This window comes from Gibbsiella greigii (genome assembly GCF_039540155.1).
In the GTDB taxonomy this organism is placed as follows: domain Bacteria; phylum Pseudomonadota; class Gammaproteobacteria; order Enterobacterales; family Enterobacteriaceae; genus Gibbsiella; species Gibbsiella quercinecans.
Genome location: NZ_BAABEM010000020.1, coordinates 39903 through 58181, shown reverse-complemented (window position 1 = coordinate 58181; position 18279 = coordinate 39903). Strand labels below are relative to the sequence as shown.

The 18279-nt window shown below is 56.5% G+C and carries 18 protein-coding genes; 16 read left to right on the top strand and 2 right to left on the bottom strand.

Annotation, left to right across the window (positions count from 1 at the left end; genetic code table 11):
- The first annotated feature begins 25 nt into the window (after window positions 1–25).
- The 5 genes from rpoH (at window position 26) to AC559G_RS13255 (ending at window position 5401) form a co-directional block, all read left to right on the top strand.
- Entirely contained in the window at window positions 26–883 is an 858-nt protein-coding gene (gene rpoH / locus AC559G_RS13275) for an RNA polymerase sigma factor RpoH (protein ID WP_095846326.1), read from the top strand.
- A 243-nt stretch (window positions 884–1126) separates the two neighbouring features.
- Window positions 1127–1897, top strand: coding sequence for an IclR family transcriptional regulator (locus AC559G_RS13270; RefSeq protein ID WP_498912842.1), 771 nt, complete (start codon window positions 1127–1129; stop codon window positions 1895–1897).
- A gap of 7 nt (window positions 1898–1904) precedes the next feature.
- Complete coding sequence (locus AC559G_RS13265; RefSeq protein ID WP_498912841.1) at window positions 1905–2810, top strand: dihydrodipicolinate synthase family protein; 906 nt, start codon at window positions 1905–1907, stop codon at window positions 2808–2810.
- Between the two features lie 15 nt (window positions 2811–2825).
- A complete protein-coding gene (rhmD, locus tag AC559G_RS13260) occupies window positions 2826–4043 on the top strand; it encodes an L-rhamnonate dehydratase (protein ID WP_498912840.1) in 1218 nt (405 codons plus the stop codon).
- A 65-nt stretch (window positions 4044–4108) separates the two neighbouring features.
- A complete protein-coding gene (locus tag AC559G_RS13255) occupies window positions 4109–5401 on the top strand; it encodes an MFS transporter (RefSeq protein ID WP_498912839.1) in 1293 nt (430 codons plus the stop codon).
- An 87-nt stretch (window positions 5402–5488) separates the two neighbouring features.
- On the opposite strand, the gene panM is transcribed toward AC559G_RS13255, so the two are convergent.
- Entirely contained in the window at window positions 5489–5881 is a 393-nt protein-coding gene (gene panM, locus AC559G_RS13250) for a PanM family protein (RefSeq protein ID WP_498912838.1), read from the bottom strand.
- Window positions 5882–6345: 464 nt separating this feature from the next.
- Here panM and AC559G_RS13245 point away from each other — a divergent pair, with 464 nt between their 5' ends.
- The 11 genes from AC559G_RS13245 to ugpQ all read left to right on the top strand — a co-directional run bounded on the left by AC559G_RS13245 (window position 6346) and on the right by ugpQ (window position 17710).
- The gene (locus AC559G_RS13245; protein ID WP_498912837.1) at window positions 6346–7458 is read left to right on the top strand and encodes a branched-chain amino acid ABC transporter substrate-binding protein; all 1113 of its coding nucleotides are present in this window, start codon (window positions 6346–6348) and stop codon (window positions 7456–7458) included.
- Window positions 7459–7573: 115 nt separating this feature from the next.
- Window positions 7574–8500 carry a high-affinity branched-chain amino acid ABC transporter permease LivH gene (livH, locus tag AC559G_RS13240; RefSeq protein WP_095846319.1) on the top strand — a complete coding sequence of 309 codons (927 nt, stop codon included), beginning with the start codon at window positions 7574–7576 and terminating at the stop codon, window positions 8498–8500.
- A complete protein-coding gene (locus AC559G_RS13235) occupies window positions 8497–9771 on the top strand; it encodes a high-affinity branched-chain amino acid ABC transporter permease LivM (RefSeq protein ID WP_346082617.1) in 1275 nt (424 codons plus the stop codon). The genes livH and AC559G_RS13235 overlap by 4 nt, the downstream gene beginning before the upstream one ends.
- The gene (gene livG, locus AC559G_RS13230; RefSeq protein WP_279026065.1) at window positions 9768–10538 is read left to right on the top strand and encodes a high-affinity branched-chain amino acid ABC transporter ATP-binding protein LivG; all 771 of its coding nucleotides are present in this window, start codon (window positions 9768–9770) and stop codon (window positions 10536–10538) included. Before AC559G_RS13235 ends, livG begins: the two co-directional genes overlap by 4 nt.
- A gap of 6 nt (window positions 10539–10544) precedes the next feature.
- Window positions 10545–11246: a high-affinity branched-chain amino acid ABC transporter ATP-binding protein LivF gene (livF, locus tag AC559G_RS13225; protein WP_279026064.1), complete on the top strand. Its 702-nt coding sequence runs from the start codon at window positions 10545–10547 to the stop codon at window positions 11244–11246.
- Window positions 11247–11338: 92 nt separating this feature from the next.
- Window positions 11339–12526 (top strand): aminotransferase-like domain-containing protein, encoded by a 1188-nt coding sequence (locus AC559G_RS13220; protein ID WP_279026062.1) that lies wholly within the window; start codon window positions 11339–11341, stop codon window positions 12524–12526.
- Between the two features lie 193 nt (window positions 12527–12719).
- Window positions 12720–14039, top strand: coding sequence for an ABC transporter substrate-binding protein (gene ugpB / locus AC559G_RS13215; protein WP_498912836.1), 1320 nt, complete (start codon window positions 12720–12722; stop codon window positions 14037–14039).
- A 114-nt stretch (window positions 14040–14153) separates the two neighbouring features.
- Window positions 14154–15041: a sn-glycerol-3-phosphate ABC transporter permease UgpA gene (ugpA, locus tag AC559G_RS13210; protein WP_095846313.1), complete on the top strand. Its 888-nt coding sequence runs from the start codon at window positions 14154–14156 to the stop codon at window positions 15039–15041.
- A complete protein-coding gene (ugpE, locus tag AC559G_RS13205; protein WP_121552771.1) occupies window positions 15038–15883 on the top strand; it encodes a sn-glycerol-3-phosphate ABC transporter permease UgpE in 846 nt (281 codons plus the stop codon). The genes ugpA and ugpE overlap by 4 nt, the downstream gene beginning before the upstream one ends.
- A 13-nt stretch (window positions 15884–15896) precedes the next feature.
- Entirely contained in the window at window positions 15897–16970 is a 1074-nt protein-coding gene (locus AC559G_RS13200; RefSeq protein ID WP_279026059.1) for a sn-glycerol-3-phosphate import ATP-binding protein UgpC, read from the top strand.
- Window positions 16970–17710 carry a glycerophosphoryl diester phosphodiesterase gene (gene ugpQ, locus AC559G_RS13195; RefSeq protein ID WP_498912835.1) on the top strand — a complete coding sequence of 247 codons (741 nt, stop codon included), beginning with the start codon at window positions 16970–16972 and terminating at the stop codon, window positions 17708–17710. Before AC559G_RS13200 ends, ugpQ begins: the two co-directional genes overlap by 1 nt.
- On the opposite strand, the gene AC559G_RS13190 is transcribed toward ugpQ, so the two are convergent.
- Complete coding sequence (locus tag AC559G_RS13190) at window positions 17711–18028, bottom strand: hypothetical protein (RefSeq protein WP_498912834.1); 318 nt, start codon at window positions 18026–18028, stop codon at window positions 17711–17713. It lies immediately after the preceding gene.
- Window positions 18029–18279: the final 251 nt, after the last annotated feature.

Here is an 18279-nt window from a genome sequence, read left to right as displayed (position 1 = left end):
ATAGTTTTCTCAAGAGAGGGTTTGAATGACCAAAGAAATGCAAACTTTAGCCTTAGTACCCCAAGGTAGCTTGGAAGCCTATATCCGGGCAGCCAACGCCTATCCGATGCTGACGGCAGAGGAAGAGCGGGAACTGGCTGAACGGCTGCATTATCAGGGCGATCTGGAAGCAGCTAAGCAGCTAATCCTGTCTCACCTGCGCTTTGTCGCTCATATTGCCCGCAACTATGCTGGCTATGGCCTGCCGCAGGCAGACCTGATCCAGGAAGGCAACATCGGCCTGATGAAAGCAGTCCGTCGCTTTAACCCGGAAGTGGGCGTGCGTCTGGTATCGTTCGCAGTACACTGGATCAAAGCAGAAATTCATGAGTATGTGTTGCGCAACTGGCGTATCGTCAAAGTGGCGACCACCAAGGCGCAACGCAAACTGTTCTTCAACCTGCGCAAAACCAAGCAGCGCCTGGGGTGGTTCAACCAGGACGAGGTGGAACTGGTTGCTCGCGAACTGGGCGTGACCAGCAAAGATGTGCGCGAGATGGAATCCCGCATGGCCGCACAGGACATGACGTTTGATCCTACGCCAGACGACGAAACCCGCGACGGGCAGGCCATGGCGCCCATGCTGTACCTGCAGGACAAAAGCTCCGACTTCGCCGAAGGCATTGAGGAAGATAACTGGGAAAGCAACGCGGCCGACAAACTGGCCTATGCGCTGGAAGGGTTGGACGAGCGTAGCCAGCATATCATCCGCGCCCGCTGGTTGGACGACGATAATAAGTCCACGCTGCAGGAACTGGCCGATCAGTACGGCGTTTCCGCCGAGCGCGTGCGCCAACTGGAGAAAAACGCCATGAAGAAATTGAAAATGGCGATTGAAGCGTAAGCCCTTTCAACAACTGTAGAAGCGGCGCCCGATGAGGGCGCCGTTTTTTTGTTTCTAATCCACCTCAAACAGTCCAATCCTTTGGAAATGCACTGGTTTTTTAGCTTAAAAATCAGTGGATTGTTCCAGTATGCTGGAATCTAAAAAATTTAAGAGAGCTGTATCACAGCCAGGCATTCTGGTGCTTTAACCTGCTCAATATTCGTTCTATACATTGTCCATCACTCCAGAATGGATTCCAATATGATGGAATTAGCGATGAAGTCTAAAGTCCCGGCGTTATGCCGCGCCATGGCAATTCTCAATCTGGTGTCTGAGCACGGACACTGTTCCGCCAACCATATCGTTAGCACGCTGGCGTTGCCGAAAAGCACCGTTTATTTACTGCTGGAAGAGCTTAAACACCTGCGCTTGTTGGCTCAAGGCAAGGATGGCAGCTACCGGCTGGGGTTGAAACTGCTGGAACTGGGCAGCCAGGTAGCCCACCAGTTGGATCTACGCGCTATTGCCCTGCCGCATCTAACGGTTTTGATGAACAGCACCGGCCACCTTTGCCATCTGGGGGTGCTGGATGACGATGCGCCTATCTATCTGATCAAAGTTGAAAGCCAATCCAGCATTCAAGTCCGTACCTGGGAGGGTAAACGTCTTTCTTTATGCCGTTCATCGTTGGGCAAGTGCCTGTTGGCCTGGTGTGACAGAGAGCGGCAGGACATGTTGATCCGCAGCATCGTTTTCACCGATGGCTTACCGAATACCATTACCCATGAAGCCCAACTGCGCGCAGAGTTACAGAAAATTCGCCAGGCCGGCTGGGCTTACGATAACGAAGAAGACGTGGCCAATATCCGTTGCATCAGTGCGCCGGTTTTCAATGCCGCCGGGGATGTAACGGCCGCCATTTCCATCGTTGGCACTATCTTGCAGATCGGCGAAAGCAATCTGGCCGCGCTGGCGGAGAAAGTTAAAGAGAGCGCGTGGGAAATTTCCCAAGCGTTGGGCTACAGAGGATAAGGTGAATATGATAAAGCGACCACGCGGTGTGATCAGTGCCATGTTAACGCCATGGCAAGCAGCCGCCCCCAATCTGAACGAGTTACGGTCTATTGTTGATTTCCAGATCAACGGCGGATTAACTGCGCTTTTCCCCGTCAGTTCGGTCGGTGAGGCCGGTTATATGACGTTTGAGCACAAATGCGCGGTGGTTAAAACCGTGGTGGAACAGGCTGCCGGGCGTGTGCCCGTATGGGCCGGCATTCCGGCAACCACGCCGCAGGAAAGCATTGAGTTGGCGGATGCGGCGTACCGTGCCGGCGCCAGCGGCGTGGTGCTGATGCCGGCGGCGTTCTACCACTATGAACCCGAACGCCATACGCTTTATTTTGCCCAGATAGCCAGTGCCGTGGCGCTGCCGCTCTGCCTGTATAACATCCCCTTTTTCGCCGATCCGCTGAGTGCCGAACTGGTTGCCGGTTTGGCTGCGCATCCGAATATCGTTGGCATCAAGGACTCCAGCGGCGATGCGGTGGGCTTTATGAAAATGCTGGCGTTGTGCCCTGAAGCGGATAAGGATTTTAGTGTGATGACCGGGCGTGAAGAGTTTTTCTTTGCCGCGCTTTGTGCCGGCGCCCAAGGATGTGTGACCGGTACGGCGGGGGTAATGCCGGAGTTGATGCGCCGCATCTACGATCTTTTCCAGCAGGGGGATTTGGCCGCCGCACGTCAATTACAGATGATGGCGATACCTTTAATGAATCAAATGGCCAGTTTGCCTTTCCCATTGGGATATAAGCTGGCGATGGAGATACGCGGTTTTAATATGGGTGAACTGCAGGTACCTTTAACATCGCGTCAGCAAGAAAATCTGCAGAAATTAAAGCAATCGATCAATAAAGAAATGAACCATTTGTTATCCTACATTCAATAATACGAGGTTAATATTATGTTTCAGTCTACATGTTTACCAAAAATAAAACATATACGCGCCTATTTTATGGGTGGCGCAACAGCAGAAAAGGGATCGGGTGGTGCAGATTATCATGATCAACAAGGGAAACACTGGATCGACGATAAAATATGCACGCCGATGAGTAAATATAAAGAATATGAACAATCACGGCAGTCATTCGGTATTAATGTATTAGGCACGCTGGTCGTCGAAGTTGAGGCGGATAATGGTATCACTGGCTTTGCCGTTTCAACGGCGGGTGAAATGGGCTGTTTTATTGTAGAAAAGCATTTAAACCGCTTTATTGAAGGGCGTTGTGTCTCTGATATTAAATTGATCCACGATCAGATGCTGCGTTCTACCATGTTTTATTCCGGTGGCGGCGGGATGGTGATGAACACAATTTCCTGTGTTGATCTGGCGCTGTGGGATCTGTTTGGTAAATGTACCGATCTGCCGGTTTTCAAGCTGTTAGGCGGTGCGGTACGCGATGAGATCCAATTCTACGCCACGGGTTCACGCCCGGATTTGGCGAAGGAGATGGGGTTTATCGGCGGAAAAATGCCGACCCATTTTGGGCCGCATGATGGCGATATCGGCGTACGGGAAACGGCAAAAATGGTGGCCGATATGCGCGAGAAATGCGGCCCTGATTTCTGGTTGATGCTGGATTGCTGGATGTCGATGGACGTCAACTATGCCACCAAAGTCGCGCACGCCTGTGCGCCTTATAATCTGAAATGGATCGAAGAGTGCCTGCCGCCGCAACAGTATGAAGGCTATCGTCAGTTAAAACGGAATGCCCCATCAGGGATGTTGGTCACGACGGGCGAACATCATGGCACGCTGGAATCGTTCCAGACCCTATCAGACACGGGTATAGATATTATGCAGCCTGATGTTGGCTGGTGTGGCGGGTTAACCACGCTGTTGGAAGTGGCGGCAATTGCCAAAGCAAAAGGGCAGTGGGTAGTGCCGCATGGTTCTTCAGTATATTCCCACCATGCGGTTATTACTTTTACCAATACGCCATTCAGTGAGTTTTTAATGACATCGCCACAGGCGGATTCTATGCGCCCGCAGTTCGATCCCATTTTATTGGACGAACCGGTGCCAATTAAAGGGCGCATGCATAAGTCGGTATTGGATAAACCAGGATTTGGCGTTGAGTTGAATCCGGCATGCCAGTTAACCCGCCCTTATACTCATTAAGTCTGTTTCGAAAATTTCTGGTTTTTACTATCCGTATTAACCGGCGAAATAACGAGGCTTGAATTATGACCACTCAATTAATAACGGCGGTGGCAAAAACGCGTTGGCGTTTAATTCCATTTATGCTTTCTCTTTATATTCTGGCATTTTTGGATCGCGCAAATATCGGCTTTGCTAAAGAATCTTATCAGTTGGATACCGGGCTAAGTAATGAAGCCTATGCATTAGGGGCCGGGATATTTTTTGCCGCTTATGCGTTATTAGGCACGCCGGCAAATTTATTAATGCGTAAATTTGGCGCCAAAACCTGGATTGGCTGTACGACACTGGCCTGGGGCGTATTATCGTCGGCCATGGCCTTAGCCGATACGGAAGCCAAGTTTCTGCTGGTGCGCACCTTGCTGGGCGCGGCCGAGGCGGGGTTCTTCCCCGGCATGATTTACCTGACCTCGCTGTGGTTCCCGCAAAGTAATCGCGCTTCGGTCATGGGGTTGTTTTATATGGGCGCGCCGCTGGCGCTGACGTTGGGCAGCCCGCTTTCCGGAGCATTGCTGGAAATGCATGGTTTTGCCGGGCATGCGGGTTGGTTTTGGATGTTTATCATCGAAGGGATGTTGGCGGTGGCCGCCGGGATCTGGACTTTCTTCTACCTGGACGATGAGCCGGCCACAGCGCGTTTCTTAACGACTACGGAAAGGCAGGCGTTGATGGATGAATTATCGGCGGAAGAGAGTAAGAAAGGGGTTTCACGTATTCTTGATGGGGTGCGTATTCCGGCGATCTGGCATCTGGGGGTGATCTACCTGATTATCCAGATCAGCGTCTATGGCCTGATTTTCTTCCTGCCCACGCAGGTGGCTGGGCTGCTGGGCACCAAGGTGGGGTTTACCGCATCGTTGGTTACGGCGATTCCCTGGGTCGCCGCGATGTTTGGTACCTACTATATTCCCCGCTACGCGGATAAAACGGGGGCATTACGCAATATCGCGGCAATCACGCTACTGGTCGCCGCTTTAGGGATTGGTGCGTCGGCGCTGGTAGCCAGCCCGGCGTTGGCCATGGTTGCGCTGTGTTTTGCGGCCGTTGGTTTTATTGCCGTACAGCCGGTTTTCTGGACGATACCAACCATGTTGCTGAGCGGAAGCGCGTTGGCCGCAGGCGTGGGGTTTATCAACATGTTTGGCGCGATAGGCGGTTTTCTGGCGCCGATTATCCGTGTTACTGGCGATCGATGGTTTGGTAATGAGATTGCCGGGCTGTTGACGCTGTGCGGCATCACGCTGGTGGGGGTTGTCGCCATTATGTTGTTGAAACAAAAACGCCCTGATGTGGCAACGGGCGTGGCGGCGGTGAAATAGTGTGTGGCTAGCTAGCCTGAAGTGGCTATGTGCTGCTTAGGACGTTGCCGTGAGGTTGTGCTCCCCGCCCTTAAGGGCGGGGATTGCTCATTTCTGCCAGTCTTCACCTTGCTGCGTAAAATCGCAGGCGCGCATAAACGCCCCCAGCGCATCACGCGCCTCGGGTGGCAACTCCGCCGCAGACAGCCGCCAGTGCTTAACCGCCGGCATCTGGCGCTGCACATCCTCAATCAGATACAGCCCTACGCCGCGCCGGCGGGTCAACTCACGCACCTGCAGATCGTGCAACCGGGCATTGTCGCCATCAAGTTCGACTTTCACCGCTCCCAGCAGGCGTTCATTGAAACGCGCGCCAAACAGCGCCCGCCCCTCGCTGAGCCAGCGTTGCCAATCGCCCGGTTGCTGCTGCGGCCAAATTTTGCCCAAATCGATCAGATCTTGCGGCGATAGCGCCGCCAGGCGCTCTATGGTGAGTTTCATGCACAATTCCAGTCAGTTAGACGATCTTCCGCTATTGTACGTGGCGCCGCCCACCGGGCCAAGGATCGGGTAAAAAACGTGCATTTCCCGGGCGATTATCCTGCCCAGCGTATTGTGTAAGTTTTTCTGTACGTTTACTGTGGGAAATGTTTTTACTAAGCCTTATTTTTAGAGCAATGTGTTAGTTAACTGACAAAAGCCAAGAACAATTAACTATTAATTGCTGGTATCGTCACCAATTTAGTCCGAATTAAATCCTGTTTACACCGCTTGTTTCTGAGTATGTCAGTTGATTTGCAGCATAAAATTCCTGTTTAATAGCATGAAAAGTAAAGTTTTATTAAAAAATTTTACCCCAAAAACGCCTAAGCTATTATTACTTATGAATAAAAAAACGTAACTAACGATAATGGGCGACAAACACAACAGGTATGTTCACTACACGACAGATGGGGATTACGCGGATGAAATTAACAAAGGGTAAAGCACTGTTGGCCGGTTGTATCGCGATGGCGATGAGCCATGCCGCACTGGCTAAAGACATTAAAATCGCCATCGTTGGGGCGATGTCTGGGCCGGTTGCTCAATATGGCGATATGGAGTTCACCGGCGCGCGGCAGGCTATTGCCGACATTAATGCCAAGGGCGGCATCAAAGGCGATAAGCTGGTTGGCGTGGAATACGACGACGCTTGCGATCCGAAACAGGCCGTGGCGGTCGCCAACAAAGTGATCAATGACGGTATCCGCTACGTTATCGGCCACTTGTGTTCTTCCTCTACCCAGCCGGCTTCCGATATTTACGAAGATGAAGGCGTGATCATGATTACCCCGGCGGCCACCAATGCCGATCTGACCACACGCGGTTATCAGATGATCATGCGCACCACCGGCCTGGATTCCGATCAGGCCCCAACCGCTGCCAAATACATTCTGAACACGATTAAACCAAAACGCATCGCCGTTGTGCACGACAAGCAGCAATACGGTGAAGGCCTGGCGCGTTCCGTACGCGACAGCCTGAAAAAGCAAGGGACCGACGTGGTGCTGTTTGAAGGTATCACCGCGGGCGATAAAGATTTCTCCACGCTGGTGGCGCGTCTGAAGAAAGAGAACGTTGATTTCGTCTACTTCGGCGGTTATTACCCAGAGATGGGCCAGATCCTGCGTCAGGCTAAACAGGCCGGCCTGAACGCCCGCTTCATGGGGCCGGAAGGGGTCGGTAACTCGTCGCTGTCCAACATTGCCGGCGCCGCCTCTGAAGGCATGCTGGTGACCTTGCCGAAACGCTATGATCAGGTTCCGGCCAACAAACCGGTGGTCGATGCGTTGAAAGCCAAGAAACTGGATCCGACCGGGCCGTTCGTCTGGACCACCTATGCAGCGATTCAGTCCCTGGCTACGGGGATGGAACGCAGCGGCGCGGAACCGGCGGATATCGTCAAGGCGCTGAAAACCGGCGAACCGGTGGCTACCGTGATGGGGCCGCTGAGCTGGGATGAAAAAGGCGATCTGAAAGGCTTTGAGTTCGGGGTGTTCGAGTGGCATGCCGACGGCACATCAACCCCGGTGAACTAAATCACCAATAAGCAGTTTGCCTGATGGGGCAGGGGCGCGGCATTCGCGTTCTCTGCCCCTTGGGCCGTTGGGCCGGGCCGTTTTGGCCGCAACAACACCTCAAAAAGGTCAGAGTATGTCAGAGCAGTTTCTCTATTTCCTGCAGCAAATGTTCAATGGCGTGACCCTTGGCAGTACCTATGCCTTGATCGCCATTGGCTACACCATGGTGTATGGCATTATCGGCATGATCAACTTCGCCCACGGCGAGGTGTACATGATCGGTAGCTATGTGTCGTTTATTGTGATCGCCGCGCTGATGATGATGGGCATTGATGTCGGCTGGTTGCTGATCGGCAGTGCGTTTCTGGTCTCGATCGTCATCGCCAGCGCCTATGGCTGGAGCATCGAACGCGTGGCCTACAAGCCGGTGCGCAACTCCAAGCGCCTGATTGCGCTGATTTCCGCCATCGGTATGTCCATCTTCTTGCAAAACTACGTTAGCCTGACCCAGGGCTCGCGCGATCTGGCGCTGCCAAGTCTGGTCAGCGGCGGCTGGGTGCTGGGCGAAAGCAACGGCTTTGCCGCCACCATCAGCACCATGCAATTGACGATCTGGATCGTCACCTTCCTGGCGATGCTGGCGCTGACGATGTTTATTCGCTATTCGCGCATGGGCCGCGCTTGCCGCGCCTGTGCGGAAGATTTGAAAATGGCCGGCCTGTTGGGCATCAACACTGACCGGGTTATTTCGCTGACCTTCGTTATCGGCGCCGTGATGGCGGCGGTGGCGGGCGTGCTGCTAGGCCAGTTCTACGGGGTGATTAACCCGTATATCGGTTTTATGGCCGGGATGAAGGCCTTTACCGCCGCAGTGCTGGGCGGTATCGGCAGCATTCCGGGGGCGATGATCGGCGGCCTGATCCTGGGCGTGGCCGAAGCGCTGACGTCGGCCTATTTGAGCGCCGAGTATAAAGACGTGGTGTCCTTCGCCTTGTTGATCGTGGTGCTGTTGGTGATGCCGACCGGCATCCTTGGCCGTCCGGAGGTTGAGAAAGTATGAAACTCAATCTGCTTGGCGCTATCTTCGCCACGGTGGTGCTGTTTGTCATGGCGTCGTTCCTGATGGGGATGCAACTGAGCCTGGACGGCACCAAACTGGTGGTGCATGGCGCGGCGCAAGTGCGTTGGATGTGGATCGGCATTGCCTGCGTCGTGGTGTTTTTCTTCCAACTGCTGCGCCCGTTGGTGCAACAAGGGATGAAAAAAGTCTCTGGCCCGTCTTTCGTGCTGCCGAGCTTCGACGGCACCACGCCGCGCCAGAAACTGCTGGCCGCCGTCTTGATCGCCGCCGCCGTCGCCTGGCCGTTTCTGGTTTCGCGCGGCACGGTGGATATCGCCACCCTGACGCTGATCTATGTGATGCTCGGCCTTGGCCTGAACGTGGTGGTGGGGCTGTCTGGCCTGCTGGTGTTGGGCTACGGCGGGTTCTATGCCATCGGCGCCTATACCTACGCGTTGCTGAATCACTATTACGGCCTGGGCTTCTGGGAAAGCCTGCCGTTGGCAGGGATCGTGACCGCGATGTTTGGTTTCCTGCTCGGTTTTCCGGTGCTGCGCCTGCGCGGCGACTATCTGGCGATCGTCACGCTGGGCTTTGGCGAGATCGTGCGTATTCTGTTGCTGAACAACACGGAAATCACCGGCGGCCCGAACGGCATCAGCCAAATCCCGAAACCGACTTTCTTCGGCCTGGAGTTTAACCGCAGCGCGCGCGACGGCGGTTGGGATACGTTCCACAACTTCTTTGGCCTGCAATACGATCCGGGCGATCGCATTATCTTCCTGTATCTGGTGGCGTTGCTGTTGGTGGTGCTGACGCTGTTTGTTATCAACCGCCTGTTGCGCATGCCGCTGGGCCGCGCCTGGGAAGCCCTGCGCGAAGATGAGATCGCCTGCCGTTCGCTTGGCCTGAGCCCAACCAAAATCAAGCTGACCGCCTTTACCATCAGCGCCGCGTTTGCCGGCTTTGCCGGGACGTTGTTCGCGGCGCGCCAGGGCTTTGTCAGCCCGGAATCCTTCACCTTCGTGGAATCGGCCTTCGTGTTGGCGATTGTGGTGCTGGGCGGTATGGGCTCGCAGTTTGCGGTGATTCTGGCGGCGATCCTGCTGGTGGTGTCCCGTGAGCTGATGCGCGATCTGAACGAATACAGCATGCTGCTGCTGGGTGCACTGATGGTCTTGATGATGATCTGGCGGCCGCAGGGGCTGCTGCCGATGAAACGCCCGCAGTTGAAAGCGGTTATCCATTCCGGTAAGGGGGAACAGGCATGAGTGCGCAACCTTTACTGGCGGTGGAAGGGCTGTCGATGCGTTTTGGCGGCCTGTTGGCGGTCAACAACGTGGCGTTGGAACTGCATGAAGGCGAGATCGTCTCGCTGATCGGCCCGAACGGCGCGGGCAAAACCACGGTGTTCAACTGCCTGACCGGTTTCTACCGCCCCTCCGGCGGAACGATATTGCTGCGCGATCGGCACCTGGAAGGGTTATCCGGCCAGGCGATAGCCCGCATGGGCGTGGTGCGCACCTTCCAGCATGTGCGGTTGTTCCGTGAAATGACGGTGATTGAAAACCTGTTGGTGGCGCAACACCAGCACCTGAAAAGCGGTATTTTCGCCGGGCTGCTGAAAACCCCGGCGTTTCGCCGGGCGGAAGCGGACGCGCTGGATCGCGCCGCCGTGTGGCTGGAGCGCGTCGGCCTGCTTGAGATGGCCAACCGTTCGGCCGGCAACCTGGCCTATGGCCAGCAGCGCCGGCTGGAGATTGCCCGCTGTATGGTCACGCGGCCGGAGTTGCTGATGCTGGATGAGCCCGCGGCGGGCCTGAACCCGAAAGAAACCGACGAGCTGAATCACCTGATCGTCGAGCTGCGTGGCCAGCACAAGGTCTCCGTGCTGCTGATCGAGCACGATATGAAGCTGGTGATGGAGATTTCCGATCGCATCTACGTGGTGAATCAGGGAACGCCGTTGGCACACGGCACGCCGGAAGAAATTCGTAATAACCCGGATGTGATCCGGGCCTATCTGGGCGAGGCTTAACGCGTTATGTTGTCATTTAATCAAGTATCCGCCCATTATGGCAAAATTCAGGCGCTGCATCAGGTTAGTCTGAACATCCAGCAGGGTGAGATCGTCACCCTGATTGGCGCTAACGGTGCCGGCAAAACCACCTTGCTGGGCACGCTGTGCGGTGAACCGCGCGCCACCGAAGGCACCATCACCTTTTTAGGGCAGGACATCACCCAATGGCAAACCTCGCGCATTATGCGTGAAGCGGTAGCCATTGTGCCGGAAGGGCGGCGGGTGTTTTCCCGCATGACGGTAGAAGAGAACCTGGCGATGGGCGGTTTCTTTGCCGATCGCCAGCAGTATCAGCAGCGCATTGAACGGGTGTTCAGCCTGTTCCCGCGCCTGTTGGAGCGCCGTAGCCAACGTTCCGGCACCATGTCCGGCGGCGAGCAGCAGATGTTGGCGATCGGCCGGGCGCTGATGAGCCAGCCGAAGCTGTTGTTGCTGGATGAGCCTTCGCTGGGCCTGGCGCCAATCATTATCCAGCAGATTTTCGACATCATTCAGCAACTGCGCGAAGAAGGCATGACCATCTTCCTGGTCGAGCAAAACGCCAATCAGGCGCTGAAATTGGCGGATCGCGGATATGTGCTGGAAAACGGCCGCGTGGTGTTGGAAGATACCGGTGCCGCATTGTTGGCCAATGAAGCAGTGAGATCGGCTTATCTGGGGGGGTAACGAGATAACCCTTGCCAGACAACCAGGGTATACAAGAGAAGGGCGCAATGTATTGCGCCCGTTTTTGTTCATGATTACGAGAAAAGAGAACAATGAGTACCGAAGGACTCCTCGCGCAACGTATCGTTAATGTTAAAAGTTCGGCAATTCGCGAATTGCTTAAACACAGTAAAATGCCGCACGTTATCTCACTGGCCGGCGGCATTCCTTCTGACGCACTGTTCGATTTTGAAGGCCTGAGCATTGCCACCCAGCAGGCTATCACCGAGCAGCCGAAAAGCGCATTCCAGTATGGCCTGACCGAAGGCAGCCCGGTGCTGCGTGAGCGTATCTGCACGCTGTGCGCCGCACGCGGCATTACGGCGCGCCCAGAGGATGTGATGGTCACCGCCGGCTCGCAGCAGGCGTTGGATCTGGTGATGCGCGCGGTGGTGAACCCCGGCGATGTGTTTGTGGTAGAACGCCCGACCTACCTGGCAGCGCTGCAAACGCTGGAACTGGCGGAAGCCAACGTGATGTCGGTATCTTCCGACAGCGACGGCATGGTGGTTGATGAACTGGCCGAACTGCTGAAAACCCGCAAAATCAAGGGGGTGTATGTGGTGCCGAACTTTGGCAACCCCAGCGGCCTGACGCTGAGCGCGCCGCGCCGCGAGCAGTTGGTGAAACTGGCGGCCGAGCACCATTTCCTGATTATTGAAGACGATCCCTACGGCGAACTGCGTTTTACGCAAGAGCGCCACGCCACGCTGTTCCAGGTTGCGCAGCAGGTGTTGGGCCATACCGACAACATCATCTACACCTCGACCTTTTCGAAAATCCTGGCGCCGGGCCTGCGCCTGGGCTGGGCGATCATGCCGCCGGCGCTGTTGCACAAGGTGGCGATCATCAAGCAGGCGGCCGATCTGCACGCCAGCGCGTTATCGCAGAGCATCGTCGAATGTTATTTGGGGCTGGATCGCCTGCCGGGGCAGATCGACAAAATCCGCGCCGCCTATAAAGAAAAAGGCGAACTGCTGGCCGGGCTGATGGAGCAAGAGCTGGGCGATTACATCAGCTTCGTCCGGCCGAAGGGCGGGATGTTCCTGTGGGCGCGCTTCCGCCAGCCGTTCAACGCCACCGAGTGGTTGGCCACCACGCTGGAGCAGGGCGTGGTGTTTGTGCCGGGGGAATATTTCTTTGCGGATAACCCGGATCGCGCGACGTTCCGCCTGTCGTTCGCCACCGCTTCCGAGCAACAGATGCAGGAAGCGGTCGCCCGCCTGCGCCGTTCGCTGTAATGCCTGCGGCGGCAAGGGGCGCTTCCCTTGCCGCCGACATCAAATCGCAATCTGCACTTCACCCTGCTGTCACGCCGCTGTCATCTTTTGGTTATTTTTCTGTCATGCGCGCATGGCATGTTAGCTCCCGAACAAAAACTGATTCTTTTCGCTCACGCGCATATTGCCCCACCAGATTCTTCAGGAGTTAGGCATGCTCACCTACGCTATTCGTAAAACCACGCTGTGCGTTACGCTGGCCCTGGCGGTCAGTTCCCAGGCACTGGCGGCGACCGAGATCCCCTTCTGGCATTCGATGGAAGGCCAATTGGGCAAAGAAGTGGACTCCCTGGCGGAACGCTTCAACCAGGCGCACAGTGATTACAAAGTGGTGCCGGTCTACAAAGGCAACTATGAACAGAGCCTGGCGGCGGGGATTGCCGCTTATCGTTCAGGCAAATCGCCAGCTATCCTGCAGGTGTATGAAGTGGGCACGGCGACCATGATGGCGAGCAAGGCTATCAAGCCGGTGTACCAGGTATTCAGCGATGCCGGCATCAAGTTTGATGAGTCGGTTTTTGTGCCGACCGTCTCCGGCTACTACACCGACAATAAGAGCGGCCATTTGCTTTCGCAGCCGTTTAACAGCTCAACGCCGGTGCTGTATTACAACAAAGATGCGTTCAAAAAAGCCGGATTGGATCCTGAGCAGCCGCCAAAAACCTGGCAGGCTCTGGCTTCCGCCACCGCTAAGCTGCGGGCTGCCGGCGTGAAATGCGGCTATGCCAGCGGCTGGCAGGGCTGGATCCAACTGGAGAACTTCAGCGCCTGGCACGGCGTGCCGTTTGCTACGGAAAATAACGGCTTTGGCGGCACCAGCGCCCGGTTGGAATTCAACAAACCGCTGCAGGTGAAGCACATCGCTATGCTGGAAGCGATGAACAAGAAAGGGGATTTCACCTATTTTGGCCGCAAGGATGAATCGACCGAGAAGTTCTATAACGGCGACTGCGCCATTACCACCGCGTCTTCCGGCTCGTTGGCGGATATCAAACACTACGCCAAGTTCAACTTCGGCGTGGGCATGATGCCTTACGACGCTGACGTCAAAGAAGCGCCGCAGAATGCCATTATCGGCGGCGCCAGCCTGTGGGTGATGAACGGCAAAGATGCCGCAACCTACAAAGGCGTTGCTGAATTCCTGCAGTTCCTGGCGCAGCCGGAAATCGCCGCCGAATGGCACCAGAAAACCGGCTACCTGCCGATTACCACTGCCGCTTATGAACTGAGCAAGCAGCAGGGCTTCTACGGTAAGAACCCCGGCGCCGATGTGGCGACGCGCCAGATGCTGAATAAACCACCGTTGCCGTTCACCAAGGGCCTGCGTCTGGGCAATATGCCGCAGATCCGTACCGTGGTGGACGAAGAACTGGAAAGCGTCTGGACCGGCAAGAAAACCCCACAGCAAGCGCTGGATGCCGCCGTTCAGCGCGGCGATGCTTTGCTGAGCCGCTTTGAGGCCTCAACCAAGTAATGCGTTTGCCGGTTTATTTGCGGCAAATACGATCGATCCCCCTCCTCTCTCCTGCGGGAAGAGGGGGCAGTGCGGGCGGCGGCAACGCGGCCCAACTAACTAACGGTTAACTCTATGTCCTCGTCCCGCCCTGGTTTCGGCTGTAGCTGGCTGCCTTATCTGTTGGTGCTGCCGCAGTTGCTGATAACCGCCGTCTTTTTCTTATGGCCCGCCGGTGAAGCGCTGTGGTACTCGGTACAAACTCTCGATCCGTTCGGCATTTCCAGCCAGTTCGTCGGCCTGGAGAATTTCCGCCAACTGTTCAGCGATCCGCTGTACCTGGATTCGTTTTACACCACGCTGGTATTCAGCTTTCTGGTTGCGGGCATTGGGCTGGTGGTTTCCCTGTTTTTGGCGGCGCTGGTGGACTATGTGATCCGCGGCAGCCGCATCTACCGCACGTTGCTGATCCTGCCTTACGCGGTGGCGCCAGCGGTGGCGGCGGTGCTGTGGATCTTCCTGTTCAACCCCGGCCTGGGGCTGATTACCTATGTGCTGCATGGGCTGGGCTATGACTGGAACCATGCGCAAAACAGCGGGCAGGCGATGTTCCTGGTGGTGCTGGCTTCGGTATGGCAGCAGATCAGCTACAACTTCCTGTTTTTCCTGGCGGCGTTGCAGTCTATCCCACGCTCGCTGGTGGAAGCGGCGGCGATCGACGGTGCCGGCCCGGTGCGGCGTTTTTTCAACCTGGTGCTGCCGCTGATTACCCCGGTGAGCTTCTTCTTGCTGGTGGTGAACCTGGTTTACGCCTTCTTTGATACTTTCCCGGTGATCGATGCCGCCACCGGCGGTGGCCCGGTGCAGTCCACCACCACGCTGATCTACAAGATTTATCGCGAAGGCTTTGCCGGCCTGGATCTGGCCAGTTCGGCGGCCCAGTCGGTGATCCTGATGCTGCTGGTGATTGGCCTGACAGTGATCCAGTTCCGCTTTGTTGAGCGTAAGGTGCGTTACCAATGATTGAGAACCGACGCGGGCTGGATATCTTCAGCCATGTGGTGCTGATTATCGGCGTGCTGCTGGTGCTGTTCCCGTTGTACGTAGCCTTCGTGGCCGCCACGCTGGACGATCAGCAGGTGTTTCAGGTGCCGATGACGCTGGTGCCCGGCGGCCATCTGTGGGACAACATCAGCTATATCTGGCAAAACGGCGTGGGCAACCTCAAGGCGCCGTTCTGGTTGCTGCTGCTTAACAGCCTGATTATGGCGCTGGGCATTACCGTCGGCAAAATCGTCGTCTCGGTGCTTTCCGCCTACGCCATCGTTTATTTCCGCTTCCCGCTGCGCAGCCTGTTCTTCTGGCTGATTTTCCTCACCCTGATGTTGCCGGTGGAGGTGCGTATTTTCCCGACGGTCGAGGTGATATCCAACCTTAACCTGATGGACAGCTACACCGGGCTGACGCTGCCGATGGTGGCCTCGGCGACCGCTACCTTCCTGCTGCGCCAGTTCTTCATGACGCTGCCGGATGAGCTGTTGGAAGCGGCGCGTATCGACGGCGCCGGCCCGATGCGCTTTTTCTGGGACATTGTGCTGCCGCTGTCGAAGACCCATCTGGCCGCGCTGTTTGTCATCACTTTCATTTACGGCTGGAACCAATACTTGTGGCCGCTGCTGATCACCAGCGATGCGGAGATGGGCACCGCCGTGGCCGGTATCAAAAGCATGATTTCCACCTCCGGCGCGCCGACGCAGTGGAACCAGGTGATGACGGCGATGTTCCTGACTTTATTGCCACCGCTGGCGGTGGTGCTTCTGATGCAGCGCTGGTTTGTGCGCGGCCTGGTTGATAGTGAGAAATAAGGGTATACCCGCAATGGCAGGTTTAAAATTACAGGCAGTCACCAAATCTTATGACGGCAAAACCGCGGTGATTCAGCCTTTTGATCTCGATGTGGCCGACGGCGAGTTTATTGTGATGGTCGGCCCATCCGGCTGCGGCAAATCCACTCTGCTGCGTATGGTGGCCGGCCTGGAGCGCGTCAGCAGTGGCGATATCTATATTGATACCGAGCGGGTAACCAACCTGGAGCCCAAGGACCGCGGCATCGCCATGGTGTTCCAGAACTATGCGCTGTACCCGCACATGAGCGTGTACGACAACATGGCCTACGGCCTGAAGATCCGCGGCTTTGGCAAAGCGCACATTCGCCAGCGGGTGGAGGAAGCGGCGCGCATTCTGGAACTGGGGCCGCTGCTGTTGCGCAAACCGCGCGAGCTGTCCGGCGGCCAGCGCCAGCGCGTGGCGATGGGGCGCGCGATCGTGCGCGAACCCGCGGTGTTCCTGTTTGATGAGCCTTTGTCCAACCTGGACGCCAAGCTACGCGTGCAGATGCGCCTGGAATTGCAGCAACTGCACCGGCGGCTGAAGACCACCAGCCTGTACGTGACGCACGATCAGGTGGAGGCGATGACGCTGGCGCAGCGGGTGATCGTGATGAACAAAGGCGTGGCCGAGCAGATTGGCACGCCGAGCGAAGTGTACCAACGCCCGGCTTCGCTGTTCGTCGCCAGCTTTATCGGTTCGCCGGCGATGAACCTGTTGCCGGGGACCGTCAGCATCAACGGCCAGCAGTTGCAACTGGCGGATGGCACGCTGCTGCCGTTGCCGCAGGCCCGGCCGGAATGGAGCGGGCGCCAGTTGACGTTGGGCATTCGGCCGGAGCATATTCAACTGACTACGCATGAGCAGGGCGGCCTTCCGCTGGTGATGCAAACGTTGGAACTGCTCGGCGCCGATAATCTGGCGCACGGGCAGTGGGGCGGCAACGGTGTGATCGCGCGTCTGAGCCATGAAACCATGCCGTCTGTCGGCAGCACACTCTATGTGCAGCTGCCCGCGCAGGCGCTGCACTTTTTTGATACCCATAGCGGGTTACGGATTGAATAATGACGACTGCCTGGCCTTATCCTCACATCGTCGCCCACCGCGGTGGTGGTTCTCTGGCGCCGGAAAATACGCTGGCGGCGATCGATGTCGGCGCCCGCCACGGACACCGGATGATCGAATTTGACGCCAAGTTGGCCCAGGATGGGCAAATTTTCCTATTGCACGACGATACCCTGGAGCGCACCAGCAACGGCTGGGGCGTGGCGGGCGAGCTGCCCTGGGAAAAGCTGGTGCAACTGGACGCCGGCAACTGGTATAGCGCTGCGTTTAAAGGCGAAGCCCTGCCGCTGCTGACGCAGGTGGCCGAACGTTGCCGGCAACACGGCATGATGGCTAATATCGAGATTAAACCGACCACCGGCGCGGAAGAGGTGACCGGCCGCACGGTGGCGCAGGCGGCGCGTTTATTGTGGCAAGGGCAGGCCGATCCGTTGCTGTCATCCTTTTCCGTTGAGGCGTTGGCGGCGGCACAGGCGGCGGTGCCTGAATTACCACGTGGCCTGCTGCTGGATGCCTGGGACGACTGCTGGCGCGCATTGACCGAACGGTTGGGCTGCGTGTCGCTGCACATCAACCATCGTGAACTAACGGCGGAGCGGGTTAATGCGCTAAAAGCCGCCGGGCTGCGGATCCTGGTTTATACCGTCAATAGCCCGGAACGTGCGCGCCAATTGCTGGGCTGGGGCGTTGATTGCATCTGTACCGACCGGATCGATTTGATCGGCCCTGACTTTGCGTGATTAACCGGCGGGGGCGGTAGGCAGCGGCGCCTGCGGCACGGACGGCGCGCTGCGATCAAACGGGGAGCGCGGTTGATTGTTGTTAGGGATCAACCGGCTATTACCGGGGGATGTTTGCTGCAGCCGCTGTTGGTTAGCGTCAAACTGGCGTTGCTGCTGCAAACGGCGCTGTTCCCGCTGTTGGTTATCCAACATACGCTGCTGTTGTACGCTGTCCTGATTTAACGGTTGCATGCCGGCAGCGGCATTCAGATTTTGTGCTCCGGCCTGCCAGGCCAGCAGTAGCAAAGCGATAAAGAGTGCTGGTGTTTTCATCATGTTCTCCCTGCCTTAAGCATAACCCAACGCGCTAAATTTGCGATAAGAGTAATTTTCAAACAGACGTCAACCGCCTTTGTGCCACATGGCCGCCCGCCTTCCGTTACAATCGCCTTTTCTGACTCATACTCTAAATAATTCGAGTTGCAGGACAAAAACGAAAAAGCGTTTTTGAACAGCGCTAGCGCTGGCCCCAAAGGGGTGAGGCCCAGGGATGGGCCGAGTAACCAAGCCAACGTACCTGCAACTTG

Bases quoted from the DNA above. Each gene is read 5' to 3' on its own strand.
- livG (WP_279026065.1), top strand. From the start codon at position 9,768: ATGAGTGCGCAACCTTTACTGGCGGTGGAAGGGCTGTCGATGCGTTTT.
- AC559G_RS13190 (WP_498912834.1), bottom strand. From the start codon at position 18,028: ATGATGAAAACACCAGCACTCTTTATCGCTTTGCTACTGCTGGCCTGG.
- livH (WP_095846319.1), top strand. From the start codon at position 7,574: ATGTCAGAGCAGTTTCTCTATTTCCTGCAGCAAATGTTCAATGGCGTG.
- AC559G_RS13270 (WP_498912842.1), top strand. From the start codon at position 1,127: ATGATGGAATTAGCGATGAAGTCTAAAGTCCCGGCGTTATGCCGCGCC.
- AC559G_RS13220 (WP_279026062.1), top strand. From the start codon at position 11,339: ATGAGTACCGAAGGACTCCTCGCGCAACGTATCGTTAATGTTAAAAGT.
- livF (WP_279026064.1), top strand. From the start codon at position 10,545: ATGTTGTCATTTAATCAAGTATCCGCCCATTATGGCAAAATTCAGGCG.
- AC559G_RS13235 (WP_346082617.1), top strand. From the start codon at position 8,497: ATGAAACTCAATCTGCTTGGCGCTATCTTCGCCACGGTGGTGCTGTTT.
- AC559G_RS13265 (WP_498912841.1), top strand. From the start codon at position 1,905: ATGATAAAGCGACCACGCGGTGTGATCAGTGCCATGTTAACGCCATGG.
- rhmD (WP_498912840.1), top strand. From the start codon at position 2,826: ATGTTTCAGTCTACATGTTTACCAAAAATAAAACATATACGCGCCTAT.
- ugpE (WP_121552771.1), top strand. From the start codon at position 15,038: ATGATTGAGAACCGACGCGGGCTGGATATCTTCAGCCATGTGGTGCTG.
- AC559G_RS13200 (WP_279026059.1), top strand. From the start codon at position 15,897: ATGGCAGGTTTAAAATTACAGGCAGTCACCAAATCTTATGACGGCAAA.
- rpoH (WP_095846326.1), top strand. From the start codon at position 26: ATGACCAAAGAAATGCAAACTTTAGCCTTAGTACCCCAAGGTAGCTTG.
- AC559G_RS13245 (WP_498912837.1), top strand. From the start codon at position 6,346: ATGAAATTAACAAAGGGTAAAGCACTGTTGGCCGGTTGTATCGCGATG.
- ugpQ (WP_498912835.1), top strand. From the start codon at position 16,970: ATGACGACTGCCTGGCCTTATCCTCACATCGTCGCCCACCGCGGTGGT.
- AC559G_RS13255 (WP_498912839.1), top strand. From the start codon at position 4,109: ATGACCACTCAATTAATAACGGCGGTGGCAAAAACGCGTTGGCGTTTA.
- panM (WP_498912838.1), bottom strand. From the start codon at position 5,881: ATGAAACTCACCATAGAGCGCCTGGCGGCGCTATCGCCGCAAGATCTG.
- ugpB (WP_498912836.1), top strand. From the start codon at position 12,720: ATGCTCACCTACGCTATTCGTAAAACCACGCTGTGCGTTACGCTGGCC.
- ugpA (WP_095846313.1), top strand. From the start codon at position 14,154: ATGTCCTCGTCCCGCCCTGGTTTCGGCTGTAGCTGGCTGCCTTATCTG.